Here is a 17979-nt window from a genome sequence, read left to right on the forward strand (position 1 = left end):
GAGCTCCGCGTTGAGGGTGCCGTGGAAGACACATCCGTCGAGGCCCCCACGGCCGACGACCCCGACCATAGTCCCGGCCGCACCGGCCCCGACCCGGCAGGCGCTGCTCCGGCAGCCCGCCACCCGAGGGCGGTGCGGACCCCGTGATCCCCCTCCTCTCCCTCCTGCTCGGCATCGTCGTGATCCTCGCGATCACCGCCGTCACCGCCTACTTCGTGGCGCAGGAGTTCGCGTACATGACCGTCGACCGCTCGCGCCTCGCGGCGCGGGCCGAGTCCGGTGACCCGACGGCGCAGCGCGCCCTCGCGGTGACGCGCCGCACGTCCTTCGTCCTCTCCGGCGCCCAGCTCGGCATCACCGTGACGGGGCTGCTCGTCGGCTACGTCGCGGAACCGCTCGTGGGCGACGCGCTCGGGACGATGCTCGGCGGTGTCGGCGTGCCCACGGGCGTGGGCGTCGCCGTCGGGACGGTGCTCGCGCTCGTCCTCTCCACGCTCGTCCAGATGCTCTTCGGCGAGCTCTTCCCGAAGAACCTGGCGATCGCCCGGCCCGAGCCCACGGCCCTGCGCCTCGCCCGCTCGACGACGCTCTACCTCACGGTCTTCGGCTGGCTCATCGCCGTGTTCGACAAGGCGTCGAACGTGCTCCTGCGGGCGCTGCGCATCGAGCCGGTGCACGACGTCGAGCACTCGGCGACCGCGCGCGACCTCGAGCACATCGTGGCCGACTCGCGCGAGAGCGGGGACCTGCCCGACGAGCTGTCCGTGCTGCTCGACCGGATCCTCGACTTCCCGCAGCACGACGTCGAGCACGCGATGATCCCGCGCTCGCGCGTCGGGACCGTGCGTCCCGACGCCACGGTCGGCGCGGTCCGCGTCCTCATGGCCACGGGCCACTCGCGCTACCCGGTGGTCGACGAGACAGACCAGGCGATCGGCGTCGTGCAGCTCGCGGACCTGCTCCGCACGGCGCTGCCCGACGACGCCCCCGTCACGGACCTCATGCGGCCCGTCGCGGTGCTGCCGACCCTCATGGCCCTGCCCGACGCGCTCGCGGAGCTCTCGAGCTCGCGCAACCAGCTCGCGTGCGTCGTCGACGAGTACGGCGGGTTCGCGGGCGTGCTCACGCTGGAGGACCTCGCGGAGGAGCTCGTCGGCGAGATCACCGACGAGCACGACCCGGAGCAGCCCGTGACCGTGTCCGCCCAGGACGACGGGGCGTGGATCATGGGCGGCGACGTCCACCTCGACGAGGCCGAGCGCGCCGTCGGGCACGACCTGCCGCGCGGCGACCACGAGACGGTCTCCGGGCTGCTCATCTCCCAGCTCGGCTCGTTGCCCCGCGCGGGCGACACCGTCGTCGTGGAGCTCCCGCCCGACCCGGCTGACCTCGTGCACGACGAGCCCGTCGTCCGGCGCCTCGTCGTCGACGTCCTGTCGGTCGAGCGGCACGTGCCGCGGCTCGTGCGCGTCCGGCTCGTCGACGACGCGCCGCAGGACCAGAGACAGGATCAGCGACCCGTCCCGAACGGCACGACCCCCGAGGAGTCCCGATGAGCAACCCGTGGGTCGTCGTCGTCGCGACCGTCCTCATCATCGCGCTCAGCGCGTTCTTCGTCGCCGTGGAGTTCGCGCTCCTCGGCGCCAAGCGGCACCGGCTCGAGGACGCCGCAGCCACGAGCCGCTCGGCGCGTGCCGCCCTGCGGAGCTCGGCCGAGCTCACGCTGCTGCTCGCCGGGTCCCAGCTCGGCATCACCGCGTGCACGCTCGCGCTCGGCGCCATCACCAAGCCGGCGGTGCACCACTGGCTGACGCCGGTCTTCGAGTCGTGGGGCCTGCCCCTGTGGGGCGCCGACGTCGCCGGCTTCGTCCTCGCGCTGGCCATCGTCACGTTCCTGCACCTCGTCGTGGGCGAGATGGCGCCGAAGTCCTGGGCCATCGCGCACCCGGAGACGTCCGCGACGCTCCTCGCTCTGCCCATGCGCGCGTTCATGTGGGTCACGCGCCCTGTCCTGCGCTGGCTCAACGCGCTCGCGAACCGCTGCCTGCGGGCCGTCGGCGTGGAGCCCGTGGACCAGGTCGAGGGCGGGCAGGACCCGGCCGCGCTGCGACACCTCGTCGAGCACTCGGCGAACGTGGGCGCGCTCGACGCGTCGTACACGGCGCAGATCTCGAGCGCGCTCGAGATCGAGACCCTCACGGTGGACGAGCTCGTCCCCGACGGGTCCGCACCCACCGCGGTGACGCCCGACGCCACCGCGGCCGACGTCCGCGCGGCGTCCGTCCGGTCGGGTCACCTGCGGATCCTCCTCGGGTCCGGAGACGACGTCCGCGGGGTCGTGCACGTTCGCGACACGCTCCTCGAGCCGGACGACGCTCCCGTGGCACCGCTCGCGCGCACGCCGTTCCTCCTGGACGCGTCGACGACGGTGCACGTCGCCCTCGCGCGGATGCGCGAGACGAGCGAGCAGCTCGCCCTCGTCACGCGAGACGGCCACGTGGTCGGCGTCGTCACCCTCGCGGACGTGCTGCGCCGTCTCCTGCCGCGCCCGGAGGAGCCCGCGCTCGTCGGCTGACTCCCGGCGTACGGTGGGAAGGCCCTGGCGACACGTGTCGCCGGGGCCTTCCGCACACCTCGACCGAAGGCAGGCCATGCCCACGCCCGTCCCGTTCACCGAGCCCTTCGCCGCGCCGTTCGCTGTGCCGTTCCAGGTGCCCCGGACGCTCCTCACCGACGACCTCCTCGAGGAGGTCCGCTCCCGCGCCGCGGGGTACGACCGCGAGAACGCGTTCTTCACCGAGGACCTCGCCGCGCTCACCGACGCGGGCTACCTGAGCGCCCTCGTGCCGGAGTCCTTCGGCGGTGCGGGCCTCGGGCTGCGGGAGGTCGCGCACGAGCAGGCGCGCCTCGCCGGCGCCGCGCCCGCGACGGCGCTCGCGGTGAACATGCACCACGTGTGGACCGGGGTCGCGCGGTACCTGCACGAGCGGGGCGACGACTCCCTCGACTGGCTCCTCGAGGAGGCCGGTCGGGGCGAGGTCTTCGGGTTCGGGTACTCCGAGGGCGGCAACGACCTCGTGCTGCTCGGCTCGCGCACCGAGGCGCGGCCCGACGGCGCAGGCGGGTACACGTTCCACGGCCGCAAGATCTTCACGTCGAACTCGCCCGCCTGGACCCGTCTCGGCGTGCTGGGGCTCGACTCGGTGTCCGACGACGCCCCGCGCCTCGTGCACGCGTTCGTCCCCCGCGACGCGGGCGGGGTCGAGGTGCTCGACGACTGGGACACGATGGGCATGCGCGCGTCGCAGTCGCGCTCGACCGTGCTCGACGGCGCTCCTGCCGCGGCGGACCGCGTGGTGCGGCGCCTCGCGCCCGGGCCGACGCTCGACCCGCTCGTCGTCGGGATCTTCACGACGTTCGAGATCCTCCTCGCGTCGGTGTACACCGGGATCGCCGAGCGCGCGCTCGAGCTCGGCGTCGCGGCAGCCCGGCGCCGGACGTCGATGAAGAACGACGGGGCGTCGCTCTCGCAGGACCCGGACATCCGCTGGCGTCTCGCGGACGCCGCGCTGGCCCTGGACGCCGTCTGGCCGCAGATCGACGTCGCCGCGGGCGAGATCGACGCCGTGGTGGACCGCGGCGCGGGCTGGTTCCGCGCGACCGCCGGGCTCAAGGTCCGGGCGACGGAGACGGCGAAGACCGTCGTCGACCAGGCGGTGCGCGTCGCGGGCGGGTCGAGCTACTTCGCCGGGAACGAGCTCGGCCGCCTGTACCGCGACGTCCTCGCCGGCATCTTCCACCCGTCCGACGACGAGTCCGCGCACTCGACGGTCGCGCAGTCCCTCCTCGGCCCTCTCGACTGACCGACGGGGGACGGTCGCCCCGGGCACGTGTCGGCGCCTGCGGCGTACGCTGCCGCCATGAACGAACGGCAGCCCTCCGACGCCCTCTCCCCCTCGACCGTCGCCGTGACCGCCGGACGCCCGGAGCGCACGCAGGGCGCGCCGGTGAACCCGCCGATCGTCCTCTCGTCGACCTACGTGTCGCAGGGCGTACAGCAGCCCGGGGAGCTCCTGTACACACGCATGGACACGGAGACCTGGCACCCGTTCGAGGAGGCGCTCGCGGCGCTCGAGGGCGGCGAGCACCCCGGCGTCGTGTTCGGCTCCGGCATGGCCGCGATCGCCGCCGTGTTCTCCTTCGTCCCCGCGGGCGGCAAGGTCGTGCTTCCCCGGCACGCCTACCAGGTGACGCTCGGCTTCGCGGACGACCTCGCCGCACGTGCGGGGGTCGAGGTCGCCCGCGTGGACATCGCCGACACGGACCAGGTCGTCGGCGCGCTCGACGGCGCGTCCCTCCTGCTCGTCGAGTCGCCCACCAACCCCATGCTCGAGGTCGCGGACCTGCCCGTCCTTCTCGCCGAGGCGCGGGAGCGCAACGTGCTCACCGCGGTCGACAACACGTTCGCCACCCCGCTCGGGCAGCAGCCGCTCGCCCACGGTGCGGACGTCGTCGTGCACTCGGTCACGAAGTACCTCGCCGGGCACTCCGACGTCGTGCTGGGTGCCGCCGTCGCGCGCACGAGCGAGCTCACCGCGGCGCTGCGCTCGTACCGGACCCTGCACGGCTCGATCGCCGGGCCGTTCGAGGTCTGGCTCGCACTGCGCGGGCTGCGCACTCTCGCGCTGCGCGTGGAGCGGTCGCAGGCGAACGCGGCCGAGCTCGCACGCCGCCTGGCCGAGCACCCTGACGTGGTGGAGGTGCGCCACCCGAGCCTGCCCGACGACCCGGGTCACGAGCGCGCGTCGCGCCTCATGACGGGGTACGGGTCGATCCTCGGCCTGCGCCCGCGGGGCGGAGCCGCAGGCGCCGACGCCGTCGCGGCAGCCGTGCGGCTCTGGGTCCCGGCAACGAGCCTCGGGGGTGTCGAGTCGAGTCTCGAACGCCGCCGCCGCTTCGCGACCGAGTCGCACACCGTCCCCGAGGACCTGCTGCGCGTGTCCGTCGGGATCGAGGACGTCGAGGACCTGTGGCGCGACCTGGACCGCGCGCTGCGGTCGGCGGTCGGCTAGACCGGCACGAGGGCGTCGGCGGCGACCGTCGCTCTTCCCAGGTACGTGAGGGGTCCGGCGTCGGCGACGGCGATCTCGTGGAACCCGAGCGCGTCGTAGAAGCGCCGCGCCGGAGCGTTCGCCGTGATCATCCCGACGTGCACGGCCGGGGCACCCGCAGCGGCCGCAGCCGCCGACCACGTCTCGAGGAGACGCCGACCGTGCCCGTGACCCTGGTGCTCCGGCAGCAGGTCGATGTGCAGGTGAGCCGGGTAGGGCGCCAGCTCCGGGACGAGCAGTCGCTCCGGGTGGTGGTGCAGGTGGAGCATGACGTCGTCCGGCGACGCGTCGTCCGGGACCGGGTCGCCAGGTCGCGGACGACGGTCCCCGAGAGCCGGGATCCACTCGGCGCGGTAGCGCTCGACGAACCGTGGCGTGTCCGCCGTCCCGACGACGTACCCGACCACCCGGACCCCGTCGTCGAGGACGAAGGCCAGCCCCGGGTCGAGGGCCGTGTAGGGACCGGCGAACAGGTCGCCCATGAGCTCGTCGTCGGCGTACGTGCCGCGAGCGTCGGCTCCCGCGTCCGCGGTGCGCACGCAGACGTCGTAGAGGTCGTCGCGGTCGTCCGTCCGGTACGCACGGATGCCGGGCCGCCGAGCGGAGACCGGCGCGGCGGATGCCGTCACTGCCGAGGGTCGCACGACGCGATCATGGCACGTCGCTCGGCGGCACGTAGAACACGTCGCCGTCGAGGTCCACGTCGAACGGCCGACCCTCGGCGGGGCGCTGCACGATGTCGAGGCGCTGCCGCTCCTTCTCCGCCGTCAGGTGCACGCGGCTGGGCTGGAAGATCTCGACGATCTCCCCGAACATCCCCGAGCCGGCGCTCTCGCCGCTCCCCACGTCGCGCCGTGCACGCGCTTCCGCGCCGGACGTGTAACGCGTGATCCCGCGGACGAGCAGCGCGACGAGCGGCCGTCACCGTGCCGTGACCAGACCGGGACCGGACCGTGCCCCGGCCGCCGCGCGCGTGTGACCAGCAGTTTCTAGGATCGACGCATGAGGACACGAGCAGCGGTGCCGTCGTCGACCCGACCCGAGCGCGACCGACCCCGGAGGACGCTCGGGGCGCGACCGCTCGCGGCCACCGCCTCCGGGCTGCTGGTCCTCGCGCTCACCGCGTGCAGCACGGGAGGCGGCACGGACGACTCCCCCGCACCCGACGCCGGCGAGACCGCGACGACGGCCCCCAGCCCCAGCGAGCCGCCCACGGACGCGAGCTCGCCCACCCCCACGGACGACGGCTCGACCCCGGCCGACGACGCGACCGAGGCGCCGCTCCCGTTCCCCGCGAACATCGATCCCGACACGCAGGACCCCTCGGCGGACGCCGTACTGAACGTCACGGACATCCGGATCGGCCACCACGACGGGTTCGACCGCGTCGTGCTCGAGCTCGGCGGCACCGGGACGCCCGGGTGGCGTGTCGAGTACGTGGACCAGCCGACCGACGACGGCAGCGGCAACCTGGCGACGGTCGCCGGGGACGCCTACCTGCAGGTCATGATCTCCGGCTCGGGCTACCCGATGGACACCGGCGTCGAGGAGTACACCGAGCCCAACCCCGTTGTGGGCAGCGACGACGGGGAGGTCGAGGAGGTCCTGCTGCGCGGTGTGTTCGAGGGGTACACGCAGGCGTTCGTCGGCGTGGACGACGAGCGTCGGCCCTTCCGCGTCTTCGCGCTCGAGGACCCGACGCGCGTCGTCGTCGACGTGCGCGACGACGACTGAACGACCTCAGCGCTCCGCCGAGACTCCCTCGGACTTCTGGGGCCGTGACAGCAGCCCGCGTGCCATGTCGTCGACCGGCATGCCCTCGTGCAGCACCGCGACGACCCCGGCGGTGATGGGCATCTCGACGCCGACCTTCTGCGCGAGCTCGAGGACCGCGCGGCAGGACTTGACGCCCTCCGCCGTGCCGCCCGTGGCGGCGATCGCCTCGTCGAGGGTCATCCCCTGCCCGATGTGCTTGCCCAGCGTGTGGTTGCGCGAGAGCGGCGACGAGCACGTCGCGACGAGGTCGCCCAGCCCGGCGAGGCCGGGGAACGTCTCCGCATCGGCGCCGAGCGCGAGCCCGAGCCGCGTGATCTCGACGAGGCCGCGAGTGATGACGGTCGCTGTGGTGTTGTAGCCGAACCCGCGACCCTGCGCGATGCCGACGGCGAGCGCGATGACGTTCTTCACGGCGCCGCAGAGCTCGACCCCGACGACGTCGCGGTTCGTGTACGGGCGGAAGTACGACGACGAGCAGGCGCGTGCGACGAACCGGGCGACGTTCTCGTCGGTGCACGACACCACGGTCGCGGTCGGCTGGCGGTGCGCGATCTCACGCGCGAGGTTCGGCCCGGAGACGACGGCGACCCGCTCGGTCGGCAGGCCGAGCGACTCCGCGACGACCTCGCTCATGCGGCGGTCCGTGGTCAGCTCGACGCCCTTCATGAGGGACACCGCGACGGCGTCCGGCTCCAGGAAGGCCCGCAGACCGGCGAGCGTCGCGCGGGCGACCTGGGACGGGATCGCGACCACCACGAGCCCGGCCCCGGCGAGGGCCTCGCGCGCGTCGGTCGTGGCGCGGACCCCCGCAGGGAGGTCGATCCCGGGAAGCCGCTTCTCGTTGCGGTGCTCGGTGTTGACCTGCTCCGCGACGTCGGCATCGCGACCCCACAGCCGGACCTCGCACCCCGCGTCCGCGAGCACGGCCGCGAACGTCGTGCCCCAGCTCCCCGAACCCAGGACGGCGGCGACGACCCGCTCGGCGCCGGGCGTGCTGGGCGCGGGCGTGCTGGACGCGGACGGACCGGCGGTCATCGGCGGCGCTCCGAGCCAGGGTTCTTGCGCAGGTCGAACCGCTCGGCGGGTGCCTTCTCGCCGCGGATCTCCTCGAGCTGGCTCGTGATGGCGGCCATGATGCGCTCGGTCGCCTCGCGCAGCGTGGCGGTGTCCTGGGGGCGGTCGTAGAGGTCGGACAGGTCGACGGGCGCCCCGGCGTGGACCGAGACGCGCTTGGGCGGGACCGGCTTGAACACCTTGCCGTACGGCGCGAGCAGCTCGTGCGCACCCCACTGCGCGATCGGGACGACGGGTGCCCTGCTCGTCAGCGCGAGTCGGGCGACACCCGTCTTGCCGACCATGGGCCAGCCGTCGGGGTCGCGCGTGAGCGTCCCCTCCGGGAAGAACACGACGCACTCGCCCTCGTCGAGCCGCGCCGTCGCGTCGACGAGCGACTGCGCGGCCCCCGACGTGCCGCGGTGCACGGGGATCATCCCCGTGCGGCGCAGGATGCTGCCGAAGACCGGGACCGTGAACAGCGAGGACTTCGCCGTGATCTTGGGAGCACGCCCCTGCTTGTAGAGGAAGTGCGCGAGCGTCACGGGGTCGACCTCGGTCACGTGGTTCGCCGCCGCGATGAAGCCGCGTGCGGGCAGGTTCTCGGCGCCCCGCCAGTCCCGACGGGTGATCAGGTTGAGGATCGGGATCAGCAGGAACGCGAGCACGCGGTACGCGCGCGGGATCTCGGGCAGGCTCGGCACGGTCACCGAGCCTACCCGCCGGAGTCCGGCGCTCAGATCCAGCCGTGCCGTCGGGCGGTGTGCGCGGCCTCGTGCCGGTTCGCCGCACCGAGCTTCGCGGCGGCCGACGAGAGATAGTTGCGCACGGTGCCCGGAGCGAGGTGCGCGCGCGTCGCGATCTCCTCGACGGGCGAGCCGTCCGCCGCGAGCTCGAGCACGTCCGCCTCGCGTGGCGTGAGCGGGCTCGCTCCGGCGGCGATGGCCTCTGCGGCGAGCTCCGGGTCGACGTACCGGCCGCCGTCGTGCACCTGACGCACGACGTCCGCGAGGACGCGTGCCGAGACGGTCTTGGGCAGGAACCCGCGGGCCCCCGCCTCGAGCGACCGCTTGAGGTATCCGGGACGGCCGTGGCTCGTGACGATGACGACGCCGCACCCCGGGAGCTCCGTCGCGAGCCGTTCCGCGACCTCGACGCCGTCGAGCCCGGGCATCTGGAGGTCGAGCACCGCGACGTCGGGCGCGTGCTTGAGGGCGGCGGCCACCGCCTCCGGGCCGGACGCCGCGAGGGCGACGACCTCGAGGTCGTCCTCGAGGGCGAGCAGCGAGGCGACGGCGTCGCGGATGAGGTTCTCGTCGTCGGCGAGCAGGATGCGGATCACGTGGGGGTGGTCCTCTCGGGGGTGCGGGCGGAGCGGGAGGACAGTGACGTCGTGCTGTCGGGGACCCGGGCGACGAGGCCGAACCGGCCGCCGTCGGACCACGTGTCCAGCCGGCCGCCGGCGCCGTCCAGACGCTCCGCGAGCCCCACCAGGCCCGAGCCCGAGCTGCGGGCGCGTCCGCCGGCCGCGGCGACACCCGTGGGCACGCCGTCGTTGACGACCTCGACGACGCTCGTCGCACCGTCGCGGTGGACCGTGATCGTGCACGTGCGCGCGGTCGAGTGCCGGACGACGTTCGTCACCCCCTCGCGCACGGCCCACGCGAGCGCTTCCTGCGCGGCCGGCCCGACGGGCGTCTCCTCGCCGTGGACCGTCGTCTCGATCCCGGCGGAGCGCAGGACGGAGCGGGCGCCGACGAGCTCGGCGGCGAGGTCGGCGGTCCGGTAGCCCGCGACGACGGCGCGGACCTCACGCAGCGCGTCCTGCGCGATGCGGCGCACCTCGAGCATCTGCTCGTCGGCCCCGGGGCGACCCCGGGCCGCGAGCTCGGCCGCGAGCTCGCTCTTCACGGCGACGACCGAGAGCGTGCGACCGAAGACGTCGTGCAGGTCTCGCGAGAACCGCAGGCGCTCCTCGGCGACGGCCAGCCGCGCGTGCAGGACGCGCGTGCGCTCCTGCTCCCACACGATGCCGAGCATCCACACCGAGACGCGGTACGACCCGAAGATCGCGACGAGCATGAACGCGGTCGAGAGCGCGAGCGCGAGCGCCACGCCGGCCGTCGTGGGGGTCACCGGTCCGGTCCCGACCCACACCGAGCACCCCGTGAGCGTGGCCAGCACGAGCGCGACGACGCTGAGCCGTCCGAACGTGAGCAGCGGAACCAGGGCGAGGGTCCCGAAGCCGAGGCCGACGAGGAGCCCGAAGTAGCGCCCGCTGCCCGCGACGTCGTCGGACGAGCCGACGGGGAACGCCCAGAACGCGAGGACCGCCACGGCGACCGTCAGCGCGCCGAGCACGGCCAGCAGGACGCGCGGGACGTTCGGACCACCGAGGAAGTGCACGATGCCCGCACGCAGGGTCGCGACGCACACCGCCGTCTGGGCCAGGACGACCAGGAGCCAGTACCGGACAGCCGTCACGTCGAACGTGGGGTCCATGCCGACGACGGCGAGCGCGGCGAGCGGCTCGGACGCCGAGAGCAGGTAGAGCGACCAGCGCGTGTAGGCGTCGAACCGCTCCGGCGCGGTCCGGCGGTTCCACACCTCGAGGAAGGTGCGCGGACGGGTGATCACGACGTCCAGCGTCGCACGCCCGGAGCGTGCGACGCCGTGACAGTCGTCATGACCTGCGACGTCGTGCGCCGTCCACGGTCCCGCCGCGTCCCCGGCGGACTCAGCCGCGCGTGACGTCGGCGCCGAGCGCGACGAGCTTGTCCTGGAAGTTCTCGTAGCCGCGGTCGATGAGGCTGATGCCGCGCACGGTCGAGGTGCCCTGCGCGGCGAGCGCGGCGATGAGGTGGGAGAACCCGCCGCGCAGGTCGGGGACCTCGATGTCGGCGGCGACGAGCGGCGTCGGGCCCGAGACGACGGCGGAGTGGTGGAAGTTGCGCTGCCCGAACCGGCAGTCGCGCCCGCCCAGGCACTCCTTGTAGACCTGGATGGTCGCGCCCATGCCGCGCAGCGCGTCGGTGAAGCCGAAGCGGTTCTCGTAGACCGTCTCGTGCACGATCGACAGGCCCTTGGCCTGGGTGAGCGCGACGACCAGCGGCTGCTGCCAGTCCGTCATGAAGCCGGGGTGGACGTCGGTCTCCAGGACGATCGGGGACAGGTCGCCGCCGGGGTGCCAGAACCGGATGCCGTCGTCCTGGACGTCGAACCGGCCCCCGACCTTGCGGAACGTGTTGAGGAACGTCATCATCTCGGGCTGCGTCGCGCCCTTGACCGTGATGTCGCCGCCGGTGGCCAGCGCGGCCGACGCCCACGACGCCGCCTCGATGCGGTCGCCGAGCGCGGTGTGGGTGTACCCCTCGAGGCGGTCCACGCCCTCGATGCGGATCACGCGGTCGGTGTCGACCGAGATGATCGCGCCCATCTTCTGCAGCACCGCGATGAGGTCCATGATCTCGGGCTCGATCGCCGCGTTCGCGAGCTCGGTGATCCCCTCGGCGCGCACCGCGGTGAGCAGCAGCTGCTCCGTGGCCCCCACCGACGGGTACGGCAGTGCGATCTTCGTGCCCTGCAGGCGCCGGGGGGCACGGATGTGGATGCCGTTCTCGCGCTTGTCCACGACGGCACCGAACTGGCGCAGGATGTCCAGGTGGTAGTTGATCGGCCGGTCGCCGATCCGGCAGCCACCCAGGTCCGGGATGAACGCCTCACCCAGGCGGTGCAGCAGCGGGCCGCAGAACAGGATCGGGATGCGGCTCGACCCCGCGTGCGCGTCGATGTCCGCGACGTGCGCGGACTCCACGTTGGACGGGTCCAGGTCGAGGATGCCCGCGTCCGGGTCGGACTTCACGGCCACGCCGTGCAGCTCGAGCAGCCCCGTCACCACGCCGACGTCGCGGATCTGCGGCACGTTGCGCAGCACGCTCGGCGACTCCCCCAGCAACGACGCCACCATCGCCTTGGACACGAAGTTCTTCGCGCCCCGCACGGTGATCGTCCCGTCCAGCGGGTTGCCGCCGTTCACGTACAGCACGTCGTTCATCTGCTCAGGTCGCCCTCTCGACAGCGGGGTGGTCGAGAGCCGGACGAGACCGGCCCTCGTGCGCCAACACGGGGCACCCGGAGATTATTCACCCCCTGCCGCGCTCTCGACACCGCTGACAGCCCGCCGAGCGCGTTCGCGCCACGTCCTCCACAGGACCACCACACGACGACTGGCGCGCCGCCCTAGGGCTCGACGGACGCGGCACAGCGGAAGCCGAGGTGCGACGTCGCGCTGTCGTCGCTCTGCGGCGAGCGGGCCGCGGGCCGGTACCGGAGGCAGTACTCCGGGGCGCACAGGTGGGAGCCGCCCTTGGTCACGCGCATGACACGGGGCGACGTCGTCGGCGCCAGGAGGCCGCGCCGCTCGCCCTGGTGGACGGGGGTGTCAAGGGGATGGTGCCGGGGGACGAAGACGTCGGACGTGCGTTCCCAGACGTTGCCGATCATGTCGAGGAGGCCGAACCCGTTCTCCGGGTACGAGCCGACGGGCGACGTGCCGCCCCACCCCTCGTTCCGGTGGGGGAAGGCGCCCACCCAGGTGTTGGCCAGGCGACGACCGCCGGGCGTGGGCTCCGCCCCCCAGGCGTACTCCGCGCCGTCGAGGCCCCCGCGCGCGGCTCGTTCCCACTCGGCCTCGGTCGGCAGGCGCCGGCCCGCCCACGCGGCGTACGCGGCGGCGTCGGCGTAGGCGACGTGCACGACGGGGTGGTCGAGACGGCTCTCGGCGTCAGAGCCGGGCCCCTCGGGGTGCCGCCACGACGCGCCGGGCTGCCAGCGCCACCACTGCGACCAGTCCCGCAGGTCCACGGGGACTTCGGTCGGGGTGAAGACCACGGATCCCGGGACCAGGGTCGCGGGGTCGGCCCCCGGGAAGTCGGCGGGGTCGGGCGTGCGCTCGGCGACCGTGACGTACCCGGTCGCGTCGACGAACGTCGCGAACTGCTCGGTGGTGACGGGGTGGCGCTCCAGCGCGAACGGCTCGACCGCACGGGGGTGCGCCGGCTGCTCCTCCGGGTAGTGGTCGTCCGAGCCCATCCGGAACGTCCCGCCGGGGATGGGCACGAGCTCGGTGAGGGTCACCCGCCCAGCATAGGAAGTCCGCTCCCGCCGCGGAGCGCCTGCGTACGAACCGATTAGGCAGGTGTCCCGGCGAACCGTCGTCCGGCATCGTCGTGGTGTTCGACGTCCGTGAGCGAAGGAGCTTGAGATGCGACGCATAGCAGCCTGGGCCGCCGCGGTGGTCCTCGGCGCGGCAGGGCTCGTGGCGGCCACGCCACCCGCCCCCGCCGAGGCACACGGTGCCGAGGTCTTCCCCGGCAGCAGGCAGTACCTGTGCTGGGTCGACGGGATGACGGAGTCCGGCGCGGTCGACCCCCAGAACCCGGCGTGCGCGAACGCGTACGCCGTCAGCGGGACCTCGGCGTTCTACAACTGGTTCGGCAACCTCGACTCGAACGGCGCCGGCCAGACCGAGGGCTACATCCCCGACGGTCAGATCTGCGACGGAGGCGGCAGGGGGCCGTACGACTTCAGCGGGTTCAACGCCGCACGGGGCGACTGGCCGACGACGCACCTCACCGCCGGCGACACGTACCAGTTCCAGCACAACAACTGGGCCGAGCACCCGGGACGCTTCGACGTCTACGTGACCGAGCAGGGCTGGGACCCGTCGAGCCCGCTCGCGTGGAGCGACCTCGAGCTGATCGACAGCGCGACCAACCCGCCCGACACGGGCGGCCCGGGCGCCCTCAACTACTACTACTGGGACGTCACGCTGCCTGCTGACCGCACGGGCGACCACATGATCTTCACCCACTGGGTCCGCTCGGACAGCAACGAGAACTTCTACAGCTGCTCCGACGTCACGTTCGACGGCGGCGACGGCGAGGTCACCGGGATCGGGGACGACGGCGGCGAGCCGACGGAGCCCGCGTGCCCCGACGAGGCCCCGGGCACTCCGGGCTCCGTCATGGCGATGTCCGTCACGGCGACCAGCGCGCACGTCATGTGGGGAGCGGCCGAGTCCGGGTGCGTCACGGGGTACGACGTCCTCGACGCGGGCACCGGCGCGGTGGTCGCGAGCACCGACGGTTCGCCGATGGTCGACCTGACAGGGCTCGAACCGGCCACCGAGTACACGCTGACGGTCCGGTCGCGCAACGACCACACCGACACCGTCTCGGGCACCCGCACCGTCACGTTCACGACCCTGGACGACGACACGCCGGTGCCCACCGGCGACTGCGAGGTCGACTACTCGGCATCCTCCTGGGGCGTCAACAGCACAGGGTTCACCGCGTCCGTCACCGTGACGAACACGTCGACGGCGGCGGTCAACGGCTGGTCCGTCGCGTTCGCCTACCCCGGCGGACAGACGGTCGACGAGCCCGGCTGGAGCGCTGTGGTCGGCCAGGACGGGACGGCGGTCACGGCGACGCACCCGGCGTGGCAGTCGAGCATCGCCGCGGGCCAGTCGGTCACGTTCGGCTTCAACGGCGCCACCGCTGCGCCCGGCGCCCACCCCGACCCGACAGGGTTCACGCTCAACGGGGTCGCCTGCTCCTGACGGCCTCTCGACGGTGCGCCGGCGGGCATCTCCCCCGCCGGCGCACCGTCGTGCGGGCGCTCCGCGCCGCGCTGGTCACGCGGTTCGCCGCTCGCTAGGGTATTTCGCATGCGAAGTGATGAGCCGACGACGATGACGTCCGAGGAGCTGGTGGTCGAGGTCCAGGATGGCGGGCGGGTCGTCGGGACGGTGCGGCACCCGGACGACCGCCCGCCGCGCGCGGCCGTGGTCGTCCACCCGGCGACCGCGGTCCCGGAGCGCCTGTACACGGCGTTCGGCGAGTTCCTGGCCCAGCACGGGTACGCCGTCGTGACGTACGACTACCGCGGCACGGGCCGCTCCGGCAGGCCGCGGGACCACCGGGGCCTGCGCATGCGCGACTGGATGCGCGGGGACGTGCCCGCGGTCGCCGACTGGGCGCGGGCGCGGTTCGACGACGTGCCGCAGCTCGCGGTCGGGCACAGCATCGGCGGGCACGCACTCTCGCTCGACCACGGCTCCCGCGGCCTCACCGGCTTCGTCACGGTCGCGTCGCACGCCGGGGTGACGGCGACCATCCCCGACCGCGCCGAGCGGGCGCGCGTCGGCCTGGTGCTGCGGGCGGTCGGCCCCGCGACGGCCCGGACGCTGGGCTACGTGCCCGGACGCCGCCTGGGCCTCGGGGAAGACATGCCCGCGGCGGCGATGCTCGAGTGGAGCCGCTGGTCCCGGCGCCCGGGGTACTTCTTCGACGACCCGACGATGGACGCCGCCGAGCGCGCCGCACGGGTGGAGGGCGAGGTCCTGGCCGTCGGGTTCACCGACGACCCCTGGGCGACGCCCGCCCAGATCGACGCGATCGCCGACCACCTGACGAACGCCCGGGTCGAGCGACGCACCTGGAGCCCGTCCGACGGCGGCGTCGAGACGATCGGGCACACCGGGTTCTTCCGTCGCGGCCTGCGCGAGACGCTGTGGCCGTCTCTGCTCGGATGGCTCGACGCACGCGTCCAGGACGCGACCCGGTGACGGACGCCCGGGAGGGTCCGCCGCGGCTGGTCTTCCTCACCACCGCGGCGGAGCGCCAGATGCGGCGCTGGATCTCGCGGCGCGGCGCCGACCGTGGGATCAGCGCGGCGGCCGGCGGGGTTCTGCTCTACCTCGCGGAGCACCCCGGAGCGACGATCGGCGACGTGACGGCGGCCCTGGAGGCCTCCGCCGCGGGCGCCAGCGGCCTGCTGGCACGGATGGAGCGTGCCGACCTCGTGCGCCGTCGTACCGACCCCGACGACCGACGCACGGTCCGCCTCGACCTCACGCCCGGCGGCACCGCCGCGGTGAGCGACGTCCGGTCGGCGCTCGGCGAGCTGAACGTCCGCCTGACCGAGGGCTTCACCTCCGACGAGCTGGCGACGGTCGCGCGCTGGCTCGAGCACGCGAGGCGCGAGCTGCGCTAGCCGTTCCCGCGCACGCGGCGTGCGGCGACGTCCACCTGGTCCGTCGGCGAGACCAGGCCCACGCGGTAGGCGAGGACGACCGCCTGCACCCGGTCGCGCAGGCCCAGCTTGGCCAGGATCCGGGACACGTACGTCTTGACCGTCTCCGGGGTGATGACGAGCTCTCGCGCGATCTCCGCGTTGGACAGACCGGCAGCGAGCTGCTCCAGCACCTCCCGCTCGCGCGGGGTCAGGCTGCGCACGACCTCGTCCCGCGCGCGGCCGGACGCGTCGGTCGGCCGCACCCGCTCGGCGTAGCGGCCGATGAGAGTCCGGGTGACGGACGGGGCCAGCAGGGACTCGCCCCGGGCGATCGTCCGGATGCCGTCGACCAGCTCGGCGGGAGGAGCGTCCTTGAGCAGGAACCCGCTCGCCCCGGCACGCAGCGCCTCGTAGACGTACTCGTCGACGTTGAAGGTGGTCACCATGAGCACCTTGGCCGGCGTCTCGGCGTCCGGGCCGGCGATCTGCCGCGTCGCCTCGATGCCGTCGAGCACGGGCATCCGGATGTCCATGACCACGACGTCGGGGCGCAGCCGTCGCGCGGCCTCGACGGCCGCCCGCCCGTCCTCCGCCTCGCCGACGACCTCCATGTCGGCCTGCGCGGAGAAGATCGTGACGTAGCCGACCCGGACCAGCTCCTGGTCCTCGCAGACCAGGACGCGGATCGGGGGTGGTTGGTCCGGCGGCGAGACGGTCATGGGCTGCTCCTGGTCGTGGCGGAGGGGATCGAGGCCCGCACGCGGAAGCCCCCGTCGGGCGTCGGGCCGGCTTCGAGGTCGCCGTCGAGCACGCGGACGCGTTCGCGCAGACCGGCGAGGCCGCGGCCGGCGGGTGGTGACACCGCCGCGGCGGCGAGCCTGCCCGGCGACGTGGTGCCAGTGGTGGCGGCCGGCGTGGCGGGTCCCCCGGTGGTCACCTCGGTCACGAGGTGCTCGGCGCCGTGGCGCACGCGGACCGTGGTCGGCCGTCCGGGGGCGTGCTTGAGCGCGTTGGTGAGGCCTTCCTGCACCACCCGGTAGGCGGCGAGCTCGACGGCGTCGGGCAGGTCGCGCCGTCCGCCCTCCTCGACCCACTCCACCGGCTGGCCCGACCGGCGGGCCTGCTCGACGAGGTCGCCCACCCGGCCGAGGGCGGGCGCCCGCCCCGGCGACGCCGACTCGCCCGTCGCCTCGAGCACGCCCAGCAGGTACCGGAGCTCGGTCAGGGCTCGTCGCCCCGTGCCGCTGATCGCGACCAGCCCGTCGGCCGCACGGTCCGGCGTCGCGGGCAAGAGGTACTGCGCGGCGTCGGCCTGCACGACCATCGCCGTCACGTGGTGCGTCACCACGTCGTGCAGCTCCCTCGCGATCCGGGCTCGCTCCTGGGACGTCGCGACGGCGGCGGCAAGACGCCGACGCTCGACCTCCTCGGCCCGCCATCGACGCATCCCCGTACCCGCCATCCAGATCACCACCAGCACGAGGTAGAACGCGAGGAAGACCGGGAGCCGGTTGGGCGAGCCGAGGCCGGACAGCGTAGCCGCGAGGGCCACGTAGCCCGCGGTCACCAGGGCGGCGGAGCGTCGCCGGAACCGCACCTGGTGGGCCCCTGCGGTGTACAGCGCGATATAGAGCCCGACGCTCGCGAACGTCGGCGGGTACGACAGGACCTGGTCCACGGCGAACGCCGCTCCGACGACGGCGAGGCACGTCCCGGGGCTGCGGCGGCGGAGCGCGAGCGGCACGCACTGCGCGAGGACCAGCGTCACGGCCAGCGAGTCCGCCGGCCGCTCGGGCAGGTCCCCGAGCTCGACGCCGATCGCCGAGAGCGTCGGGACGAACCCGAGCGCCGCGAGTGCGATCGCGAGCGACGCATCCCGGGCGTCCTGCCGGCTCGCTCGCCACCGTCGAGGCGCCTGACCGGTGCGGGGGGCCCGGTCGCGGAGGAGGTTGGCGGGCAC

18 protein-coding genes are annotated in these 17979 nt (G+C 73.8%); 8 read left to right on the top strand and 10 right to left on the bottom strand.

What is annotated here, in order from left to right; translation table 11 throughout:
- Positions 1-143: 143 nt before the first annotated feature.
- From ACMXGY_RS13780 to ACMXGY_RS13795, 4 genes are all read left to right on the top strand, one after another.
- Positions 144-1556: a hemolysin family protein gene (locus tag ACMXGY_RS13780; RefSeq protein WP_483773554.1), complete on the top strand. Its 1413-nt coding sequence runs from the start codon at positions 144-146 to the stop codon at positions 1554-1556.
- On the top strand, positions 1553-2575 hold the full coding sequence (locus ACMXGY_RS13785) for a CNNM domain-containing protein (RefSeq protein WP_483773555.1): 1023 nt from the start codon (positions 1553-1555) through the stop codon (positions 2573-2575). Before ACMXGY_RS13780 ends, ACMXGY_RS13785 begins: the two co-directional genes overlap by 4 nt.
- A gap of 76 nt (positions 2576-2651) precedes the next feature.
- Positions 2652-3863, top strand: a complete 1212-nt coding sequence (locus tag ACMXGY_RS13790) for an acyl-CoA dehydrogenase family protein (protein ID WP_483773556.1) — start codon at positions 2652-2654, stop codon at positions 3861-3863.
- A gap of 57 nt (positions 3864-3920) precedes the next feature.
- A complete protein-coding gene (locus tag ACMXGY_RS13795; RefSeq protein WP_483773557.1) occupies positions 3921-5072 on the top strand; it encodes a trans-sulfuration enzyme family protein in 1152 nt (383 codons plus the stop codon).
- Here the strand turns inward: ACMXGY_RS13795 and ACMXGY_RS13800 are convergent.
- Positions 5069-5755, bottom strand: coding sequence for a GNAT family N-acetyltransferase (locus ACMXGY_RS13800; RefSeq protein WP_483773558.1), 687 nt, complete (start codon positions 5753-5755; stop codon positions 5069-5071). The two genes, ACMXGY_RS13795 and ACMXGY_RS13800, sit on opposite strands and share 4 nt — an antisense overlap.
- A gap of 7 nt (positions 5756-5762) precedes the next feature.
- The gene (locus ACMXGY_RS13805) at positions 5763-5957 is read right to left on the bottom strand and encodes a hypothetical protein (protein WP_483773559.1); all 195 of its coding nucleotides are present in this window, start codon (positions 5955-5957) and stop codon (positions 5763-5765) included.
- A gap of 156 nt (positions 5958-6113) precedes the next feature.
- On the opposite strand from ACMXGY_RS13805, the gene ACMXGY_RS13810 reads away from it, so the two are divergent.
- Positions 6114-6845: an AMIN-like domain-containing (lipo)protein gene (locus tag ACMXGY_RS13810; protein WP_483773560.1), complete on the top strand. Its 732-nt coding sequence runs from the start codon at positions 6114-6116 to the stop codon at positions 6843-6845.
- 6 nt (positions 6846-6851) lie between these two features.
- On the opposite strand, the gene ACMXGY_RS13815 is transcribed toward ACMXGY_RS13810, so the two are convergent.
- The 6 genes from ACMXGY_RS13815 to ACMXGY_RS13840 all read right to left on the bottom strand — a co-directional run bounded on the left by ACMXGY_RS13815 (position 6852) and on the right by ACMXGY_RS13840 (position 13076).
- A complete protein-coding gene (locus tag ACMXGY_RS13815) occupies positions 6852-7922 on the bottom strand; it encodes an NAD(P)H-dependent glycerol-3-phosphate dehydrogenase (RefSeq protein ID WP_483773561.1) in 1071 nt (356 codons plus the stop codon).
- Positions 7919-8644 carry a lysophospholipid acyltransferase family protein gene (locus tag ACMXGY_RS13820; protein WP_483773562.1) on the bottom strand — a complete coding sequence of 242 codons (726 nt, stop codon included), beginning with the start codon at positions 8642-8644 and terminating at the stop codon, positions 7919-7921. Before ACMXGY_RS13820 ends, ACMXGY_RS13815 begins: the two co-directional genes overlap by 4 nt.
- A 32-nt stretch (positions 8645-8676) precedes the next feature.
- Positions 8677-9282, bottom strand: coding sequence for a response regulator (locus tag ACMXGY_RS13825; protein ID WP_483773563.1), 606 nt, complete (start codon positions 9280-9282; stop codon positions 8677-8679).
- Entirely contained in the window at positions 9279-10577 is a 1299-nt protein-coding gene (locus ACMXGY_RS13830) for a sensor histidine kinase (protein WP_483773564.1), read from the bottom strand. The genes ACMXGY_RS13825 and ACMXGY_RS13830 overlap by 4 nt, the downstream gene beginning before the upstream one ends.
- A gap of 100 nt (positions 10578-10677) precedes the next feature.
- Positions 10678-11994, bottom strand: coding sequence for a UDP-N-acetylglucosamine 1-carboxyvinyltransferase (murA, locus tag ACMXGY_RS13835; RefSeq protein ID WP_483773565.1), 1317 nt, complete (start codon positions 11992-11994; stop codon positions 10678-10680).
- Between the two features lie 185 nt (positions 11995-12179).
- Positions 12180-13076, bottom strand: a complete 897-nt coding sequence (locus tag ACMXGY_RS13840; protein WP_483773566.1) for a formylglycine-generating enzyme family protein — start codon at positions 13074-13076, stop codon at positions 12180-12182.
- A gap of 127 nt (positions 13077-13203) precedes the next feature.
- On the opposite strand from ACMXGY_RS13840, the gene ACMXGY_RS13845 reads away from it, so the two are divergent.
- From ACMXGY_RS13845 to ACMXGY_RS13855, 3 genes are all read left to right on the top strand, one after another.
- Positions 13204-14562, top strand: coding sequence for a lytic polysaccharide monooxygenase (locus ACMXGY_RS13845; protein ID WP_483773567.1), 1359 nt, complete (start codon positions 13204-13206; stop codon positions 14560-14562).
- A gap of 108 nt (positions 14563-14670) precedes the next feature.
- Positions 14671-15570, top strand: a complete 900-nt coding sequence (locus ACMXGY_RS13850) for an alpha/beta hydrolase family protein (RefSeq protein WP_483773568.1) — start codon at positions 14671-14673, stop codon at positions 15568-15570.
- Positions 15567-15998, top strand: coding sequence for a MarR family winged helix-turn-helix transcriptional regulator (locus ACMXGY_RS13855; RefSeq protein ID WP_483773569.1), 432 nt, complete (start codon positions 15567-15569; stop codon positions 15996-15998). The genes ACMXGY_RS13850 and ACMXGY_RS13855 overlap by 4 nt, the downstream gene beginning before the upstream one ends.
- Here ACMXGY_RS13855 and ACMXGY_RS13860 read toward each other — a convergent pair.
- Both ACMXGY_RS13860 and ACMXGY_RS13865 read right to left on the bottom strand, forming a co-directional pair.
- Positions 15995-16738: a response regulator gene (locus ACMXGY_RS13860; RefSeq protein WP_483773570.1), complete on the bottom strand. Its 744-nt coding sequence runs from the start codon at positions 16736-16738 to the stop codon at positions 15995-15997. The genes ACMXGY_RS13855 and ACMXGY_RS13860 overlap by 4 nt on opposite strands.
- Complete coding sequence (locus ACMXGY_RS13865; RefSeq protein ID WP_483773571.1) at positions 16735-17979, bottom strand: sensor histidine kinase; 1245 nt, start codon at positions 17977-17979, stop codon at positions 16735-16737. The genes ACMXGY_RS13860 and ACMXGY_RS13865 overlap by 4 nt, the downstream gene beginning before the upstream one ends.

The sequence above is a fragment of the Cellulosimicrobium sp. G4 BAM 1002 genome (assembly GCF_057126935.1).